This is a genomic window from Streptomyces sp. UF-297 (assembly GCF_058245575.1).
The window spans coordinates 36,028-42,728 of the sequence record NZ_JBSIBZ010000083.1; the positions used below are offsets into that span (position 1 = coordinate 36,028).

Sequence of the window (6,701 nt, forward strand, 5' to 3'; positions counted from 1 at the left end):
CGGGCGGTGTGACCACCCGCGTAGACTTCCGCGCGTGGCCAAGGTGACGCGGGATGATGTGGCGAGACTGGCGGGGACTTCCACCGCCGTGGTCAGTTACGTCATCAACAACGGACCAAGGCCGGTCGCCCCGGCCACGCGCGAGCGGGTACTCGCCGCGATCAAGGAGCTCGGCTACCGGCCGGACCGTGTCGCGCAGGCGATGGCGTCCCGCCGTACCGACCTCATAGGCCTGATCGTCCCGGACACCCGGCAGCCGTTCTTCGCGGAGATGGCGCACGCGGTCGAACAGGCCGCCGCCGAGCGCGGAAAGATGGTGCTGGTCGGCAACGCCGACTACCTGGACGAGCGCGAAGTGCACTACCTGCGGGCCTTTCTGGGCATGCGGGTGGCGGGCCTGATCCTGATCAGCGCGGGCACGAGCGAGCACGCCGCGGCCGAGATCGACGCGTGGGACGCCCGGGTGGTGCTGATGCACCGCCGGCCCGACGCGATCGACGACGTGGCCGTGACGACGGACGACATCGGGGGCGCGCAGCTGGCGACCCGGCACCTGCTGGAGCACGGCCACCCCTACGTCGCCTTCCTCGGCGGCCTGGAGGAGACCCCCAAGTCCGGCGACCCGGTCACCGACCACCTGGAGGGCTGGCGGCGGGCGATGCAGGAGGCCGGGATCTCCATGGCGGGCCGCTACATCCTGGCCCCGTACAACCGCTACGACGCCTACAAGGTCGCGCTGGAGCTGCTGGCCGGGCCCGACCGGCCGCCGGCCATCATGTGCGCCACCGACGACCAGGCGATCGGCGTGCTGCGGGCCGCGCGCGAGCTGCGCATCGATGTGCCGGGCGAGCTGGCGGTCGCGGGCTTCGACGATGTGAAGGAGGCGGCGCTGACCGATCCGCCGCTGACGACGGTCGCCTCCGACCGGGAGGCAATGGCGCGGGCGGCGGTCGATCTGGTGCTGGACGACGCGCTGCGGGTGGTCGGTTCGCGCCGCGAGCGGCTGCGGCAGTTCCCCTCGCGCCTGGTGGTACGCCGCTCCTGCGGGTGTGGCTGAGCGCTGTTCCGGCGTGCTGGCCGCACGCCTCCGACGTGTGTCTTTATCTCGGGCATATCTGGTTCTGTCGGGCCTCTTAGGGCGTTCTCAGCTGGTTCTCATGGACGGCTCGCACAGTCGTAGCCATGACGGAGAACTACCGCCGCAGCGGCGATGAGTACGCACAGTGGTCCCAGAACCCCCAGCAGTCTCAGCACGCGGCGTATCCGCCGCCGCCCCCGCACCCGCCGTACGCCCAGGAGCCGGCGCCCGGCGCGCCGGAGCCCAGGCGCCGGGTGCGCAGGCCCATCGCCCTGCTCGCCGCCGTGGCGCTGGCCTCCGGGCTCGTCGGGGGCGGCAGCGCCGCGCTGATAGCGGGGGCCACCAACGACGGCAGCGGGCTCAAGTCCACCCCGGTCGTCAACGCGGGCTCCACCAGCGGCAGCGGGGTCTCGGGCGTGGCCAAGGCGGTCAGCCCCTCCATCGTGGAGATCAAGGCGCGTACGGCCAGCGGGCAGTCCACCGGATCCGGCGTGATCATCACGGGTGACGGTGAAGTGATCACCAACAACCATGTGGTCGCGGGCGCCGACACGGTGCAGGTGCGGCTCAGCGACGGCACCACCAAGACCGCGAAGGTGGTGGGCACCGACCCCGCCAAGGACCTGGCGCTGATCAAGATCCAGGGCGCCAAGAACCTGCCCGCCGCCTCGCTCGGCGACTCCGACAAGCTCGCGGTGGGCGACCAGGTCGTGGCCATCGGCTCGCCGGAGGGCCTGACCGGCTCGGTCACCAGCGGCATCGTCTCCGCGCTGAACCGCGAGGTGACCGTGCCCAAGGAGCAGGGCCGGGGCCAGGGCCGGCAGCAGGGGCCCGACGGGACGCCGCAGTGGCCGTTCGAGTTCGGCGGCAACCAGTACAACGGCGACACCGGCTCCTCCAAGACCTCCTACAAGGCCATCCAGACCGACGCCTCGCTCAACCCCGGCAACTCCGGTGGCGCCCTGATCAACATGCAGGGCCAGATCATCGGTATCAACTCGGCCATGTACGCGCCCAGTTCGAACGCGGGCGGCGGCAGCTCGGCCGGCAGCGTGGGCCTGGGCTTCGCCATCCCGATCAACACCGTCAAGGCCGACCTGGACAACCTGCGCAACGGCGGCAGCGGCAGCTGACCGCCGCCCGGCGCACCCCACCACCTCGCCCCTGAGGAGGCCGTCATGGCCAGCAGCAAGATCACCGTTCCGGTCAACCGGGCCCGCCGGGCGCTCGCCGCCGTCATCGCCTGGAGCGCGGGGGACGCGCGGCGCACCGCCACCGTCCGCACCGTCCGGCACGGCGCCATCGCCACCGGTCCCGCCGCCCTGGACCTGGCGCTCGCCCTCGCACTCATCGAAGCCGAGGCCGAGGCCAGGACCCGTGCCGAGGCCGAGACCCGGGCCGGGTCCGAAGGCCGGGCCGGGGCCGGAGCCGGGGCGGGGGCCCGCGCCCGCGGCACCCGCCCCGCCGAAGTGGCCGCCGCCGTACCCGCCGCAGCTCCCCGCCACGCCGCACGGCAGCGCCGGGCCAGGGCCGTGCGAGGCTGAGAGCCTGCGTTTCCATCCAGGCCGGGCGCCCGGTGCCTTGCGATCGCACGCGTCAGACGACGTGCGCTGGTCCGGCCGGGATGGAGACGCAGGCTCTGAGCCTTGCGTCCGCGCCCCCGCTGAGCACGGTCAAGCGGACACAGGTTCAGGCGCCGGGCCCCGTTGCCCGGTGCTCGTCCGCCGTCCGCCGTCCCACCCGAGGAAAAGCACACCATGAGCCCCGCCGAGCACGGTGATCAGCCCGCCCGCATCCTGATCGTCGACGACGAGCCCGCCGTACGTGAGGCGCTGCAGCGCTCGCTCGCCTTCGAGGGGTACGGCACCGAGCAGGCCGTCGACGGGCTGGACGCGCTGGACAAGGTCGCCGCCTACGACCCCGAACTGATCGTGCTGGACGTGCTGATGCCCCGGATGGACGGGCTGACCGCCGCCCGCCGGCTGCGCGCGGGCGGGGTGACCGTACCGATCCTGATGCTGACCGCCCGCGACACCGTCGGCGACCGGGTCACCGGCCTGGACGCCGGCGCGGACGACTACCTCGTCAAACCCTTCGAGCTGGACGAGCTGCTGGCCCGCATCCGCGCGCTGCTGCGCCGCAGCTCCTACGCGGCGGCGGGCGCCGTGCAGCCCGAGGAGGGCGAGGTGCTCACCTTCGCCGACCTGCGGATGAACCACGCCACCCGGGAGGTCTTCCGCGGCACCCGCCAGGTGGAGCTGACCCGCACCGAGTTCACGCTGCTGGAGATGTTCCTGGCGCACCCGCGCCAGGTCCTGACCCGCGAGCAGATCCTCAAGGCCGTGTGGGGCTTCGACTTCGAGCCGACCTCCAACTCCCTGGATGTGTACGTGATGTACCTGCGGCGCAAGACCGAGGCGGGCGGCGAGCCGCGGCTGGTGCACACGGTGCGCGGGGTGGGCTACGTACTGCGGGCCGACGGCGGCGCGGAGTGAGCGTGCCCAGGCGCCTCTTCGGCTGGTTCGGACGGCTGCCGCTGCGCTCGCGGCTGGCCGCGCTCACCGCTGTGGCCGTGGCCTTCGCGGTCGCCGCGTCGGCCGCCGCGTGCTGGCTGATCACCCGAGACCGGCTCACGGAGCAGCTGGACTCGGCGCTGACCAACGCCAATGTGCCCAAGGCGTATGTGCAGATGATGGGCGACAACTGCAACAGCCCGCTGCCGGACCGGCTGCGGCTGCCGACCCCGTACACGATCCAGATCGTGACGGCGAGCGGCGCGGTGTGCACCTCGCAGGACAAGTCGCCCATTCCCGTGCAGAGTTCGGACGTCGCGGTGGCCAAGGGGCAGCTGCACAGCGCGATGCACACCACTCGCGCCAAGGACGGCGGCGAGATGCGGGTCTACACCACGCCGTACGACGGCCCGATCACCGACGCACTGGGCCGCCAGGTGGCGCTGTCCATCGCCTCGCCGATGAACCAGGTCACCGACCCCCTCAACCAGCTCGCCCTGATCCTGCTGATCGTCGCCGGGGTCGGCGTCCTGGGCGCGGCGACCGCCGGTCTGTGGGTGGCCCGCGCGGGGCTCAAACCGGTCGACCGGCTCACCGCCGCCGTCGAACACGTCGCCCGTACCGAGGACTTGACGGTCCGCATCCCGGCCGAGGGCGAGGACGAGATCGCCCGGCTGTCGCGTTCCTTCAACGCGATGACGGGGGCGCTGGCCTCCTCGCGCGACCTCCAGCAGCAGCTGATCGCGGACGCGGGGCACGAGCTGCGCACCCCGCTGACGTCGCTGCGGACCAACATCGATCTGCTGGTGCGCAGCGAGCGCGCCGGCCGGCCGATCCCGCCCGCCGACAAGGAGGCGCTGCTGGACTCGGTGAAGGCGCAGATGAGCGAGCTGGCGACGCTGATCGGTGACCTCCAGGAGCTGTCCAGGTCGCCGGAGTCGGGCGGCGGGGGCGGTGGTGCCGTACGGGTCGTGGCGCTGCACGACATCGTGGGCGCGGCGCTGGAGCGGGCCCGTCGGCGCGGCCCCACGCTGAGCGTCACCGCCGAGCTGGACCCCTGGTTCGTACGGGCCGAGCCGGCCGCGCTGGAGCGGGCGGTGGTCAACCTGCTGGACAACGCGGTCAAGTTCAGCCCGCAGGGCGGCACGGTCCAGGTGCGGCTGAGCGAGGGCGTCCTGACGGTGCGCGACCACGGTCCGGGCATCGCCGAGGACGAACTTCCGCATGTCTTCGAGCGGTTCTGGCGCTCGCCCTCGGCGCGCAGCCTGCCCGGCAGCGGGCTGGGGCTGTCGATCGTGGCCCGTACGGTCGGGCAGGCGGGCGGCAGCGTACGCCTGCGGGCCGCGGACTGCGGGGGCACGGAGGCGGTCCTGAGTCTGCCGGGGGCGGGGGTGCCGCCGCCGGAGGTGCCGGTGGCGGCGGACCGGTGACGGCGGTGGCGGCGGACCGGTAACGGCTCCCGTACGGGCGCCTGTTCCCGGCCGGTGATGTGACGGACCCTCGGCGTATTCGCGGCGGCGCGGAATACCTCGTGTGCGCCGGGGTTAGTACGAACCACTGGAGACCGAGGACAGGAGTGGTGGCCAGCATGCCTACCGAAGAGAGCCCCGCACGGGCCGCAGAGGCGACCGGGGACAACGCCGGGAAGAAGGCGCAGATCGGCGTCACCGGACTCGCCGTGATGGGCCGCAACCTGGCCCGTAACTTCGCCCGCAACGGCTACACCGTGGCCGTGCACAACCGCACCGCCGCCAAGACCGACGCCCTGGTCGAGGAGTTCGGCCAGGAGGGCAGCTTCATAGCGGCCCAAAGCGCCGAGGAGTTCGTCGCCTCCCTGGAGCGGCCCCGACGACTGGTGATCATGGTCAAGGCCGGCGGCCCCACGGACGCGGTGATCGAGGAGTTCGCCCCGCTGCTGGAGCCCGGCGACATCATCGTCGACGGCGGCAACGCGCACTTCGAGGACACCCGCCGCCGAGAGGCCGCGCTGCGCGAGCGCGGGCTGCACTTCGTCGGCGCCGGGGTCTCCGGCGGCGAGGAGGGCGCGCTGCACGGCCCGAGCATCATGCCCGGCGGCTCGGCGGAGTCCTACGAGGCGCTCGGCCCCATCCTGGAGAACATCGCCGCCAAGGCCCCCGACGGGACGCCCACGGTGACCCATGTCGGCCCGGACGGCGCGGGCCACTTCGTGAAGATGGTGCACAACGGCATCGAGTACGCCGACATGCAGCTGATCGCCGAGGCCTACGACCTGCTGCGGCACGTCGCCGGGTACGAGCCCGCCGAGATCGCCGAGACCTTCCGCGACTGGAACAAGGGCCGCCTGGACTCCTACCTCATCGAGATCACCGCCGAGGTCCTCGCCCACCGGGACGCGGCCACCGGCAAGCCCTTCGTCGACATCGTCGCCGACAGCGCCGGGCAGAAGGGCACCGGCCGCTGGACCGTGCAGATCGCCCTGGACCTGGCCACCCCGGTCTCCGGCATCGCCGAGGCCGTCTTCGCCCGTACCGTCTCGGGCGCTGGCGAACTGCGCGCCGCTTCCCGCCACTTGCCGGGCCCGCACCGGCCCGAGCTGCACCGCGACGACGCGGTCCGCTTCGCCGGGCAGGTCGAGCAGGCCCTGTACGCCTCCAAGGTCGTGGCGTACGCGCAGGGCTGGCACATGATCCAGGGCGCGAGCAAGGAGTACGGCTGGAACGTGGACCCGGGCGCGGTCGCCGCCATCTGGCGGGCCGGCTCGATCGTGCGGGCCTCCTTCCTGGACCGCATCACCGCCGCGTACGGCAAGAACCCGGCGCTGCCCGGGCTGCTGGCCGACGAGGAGTTCGCCCGCGAGGTCGGCGCGGCGCAGAGCGCGTGGCGCACGGTGGTGGCCACCGCGGCCCAGTACGGCGTCCCCGCGCCGGGCTTCGCCGCCGCGCTGTCGTACTACGACGCGCTGCGCGCCGAGCGGCTGCCGGCCGCGCTCATCCAGGGCCAGCGCGACTTCTTCGGCGCGCACACCTACCAGCGCACGGACCGCGAGGGCACCTTCCACACCCTGTGGGCGGGCGACCGCAGCGAGACCGAGGCGTGAGGGAGCGCGGGGCCCGGCACCGGCCGGGCCC

At 73.0% G+C, this 6,701-nt stretch carries 6 protein-coding genes; all 6 read left to right on the top strand.

Translation table 11 applies throughout. The features are described from left to right. Positions 1-34: 34 nt before the first annotated feature. Positions 35-1,057, top strand: a complete 1,023-nt coding sequence (locus AC4IJH_RS34355; RefSeq protein WP_490855868.1) for a LacI family DNA-binding transcriptional regulator — start codon at positions 35-37, stop codon at positions 1,055-1,057. 125 nt (positions 1,058-1,182) lie between these two features. Next, positions 1,183-2,211, top strand: a complete 1,029-nt coding sequence (locus AC4IJH_RS34360) for a S1C family serine protease (RefSeq protein WP_490855869.1) — start codon at positions 1,183-1,185, stop codon at positions 2,209-2,211. Between the two features lie 45 nt (positions 2,212-2,256). Continuing rightward, on the top strand, positions 2,257-2,622 hold the full coding sequence (locus AC4IJH_RS34365; protein ID WP_490855870.1) for a hypothetical protein: 366 nt from the start codon (positions 2,257-2,259) through the stop codon (positions 2,620-2,622). Positions 2,623-2,835: 213 nt separating this feature from the next. Further along, positions 2,836-3,573 carry a response regulator transcription factor gene (locus AC4IJH_RS34370; protein WP_490855871.1) on the top strand — a complete coding sequence of 246 codons (738 nt, stop codon included), beginning with the start codon at positions 2,836-2,838 and terminating at the stop codon, positions 3,571-3,573. A gap of 2 nt (positions 3,574-3,575) precedes the next feature. After that, a complete protein-coding gene (locus AC4IJH_RS34375) occupies positions 3,576-5,021 on the top strand; it encodes a HAMP domain-containing sensor histidine kinase (protein ID WP_490855872.1) in 1,446 nt (481 codons plus the stop codon). Positions 5,022-5,179: 158 nt separating this feature from the next. Further along, positions 5,180-6,670 carry an NADP-dependent phosphogluconate dehydrogenase gene (gnd, locus tag AC4IJH_RS34380; RefSeq protein WP_490855873.1) on the top strand — a complete coding sequence of 497 codons (1,491 nt, stop codon included), beginning with the start codon at positions 5,180-5,182 and terminating at the stop codon, positions 6,668-6,670. The last annotated feature ends 31 nt before the right edge of the window (positions 6,671-6,701 follow it).

Excerpts from the sequence above, each read along its gene's own strand:
- AC4IJH_RS34360 (WP_490855869.1), top strand. The coding sequence starts at position 1,183 with ATGACGGAGAACTACCGCCGCAGCGGCGATGAGTACGCACAGTGGTCC.
- AC4IJH_RS34365 (WP_490855870.1), top strand. The coding sequence starts at position 2,257 with ATGGCCAGCAGCAAGATCACCGTTCCGGTCAACCGGGCCCGCCGGGCG.
- AC4IJH_RS34370 (WP_490855871.1), top strand. The coding sequence starts at position 2,836 with ATGAGCCCCGCCGAGCACGGTGATCAGCCCGCCCGCATCCTGATCGTC.
- gnd (WP_490855873.1), top strand. The coding sequence starts at position 5,180 with ATGCCTACCGAAGAGAGCCCCGCACGGGCCGCAGAGGCGACCGGGGAC.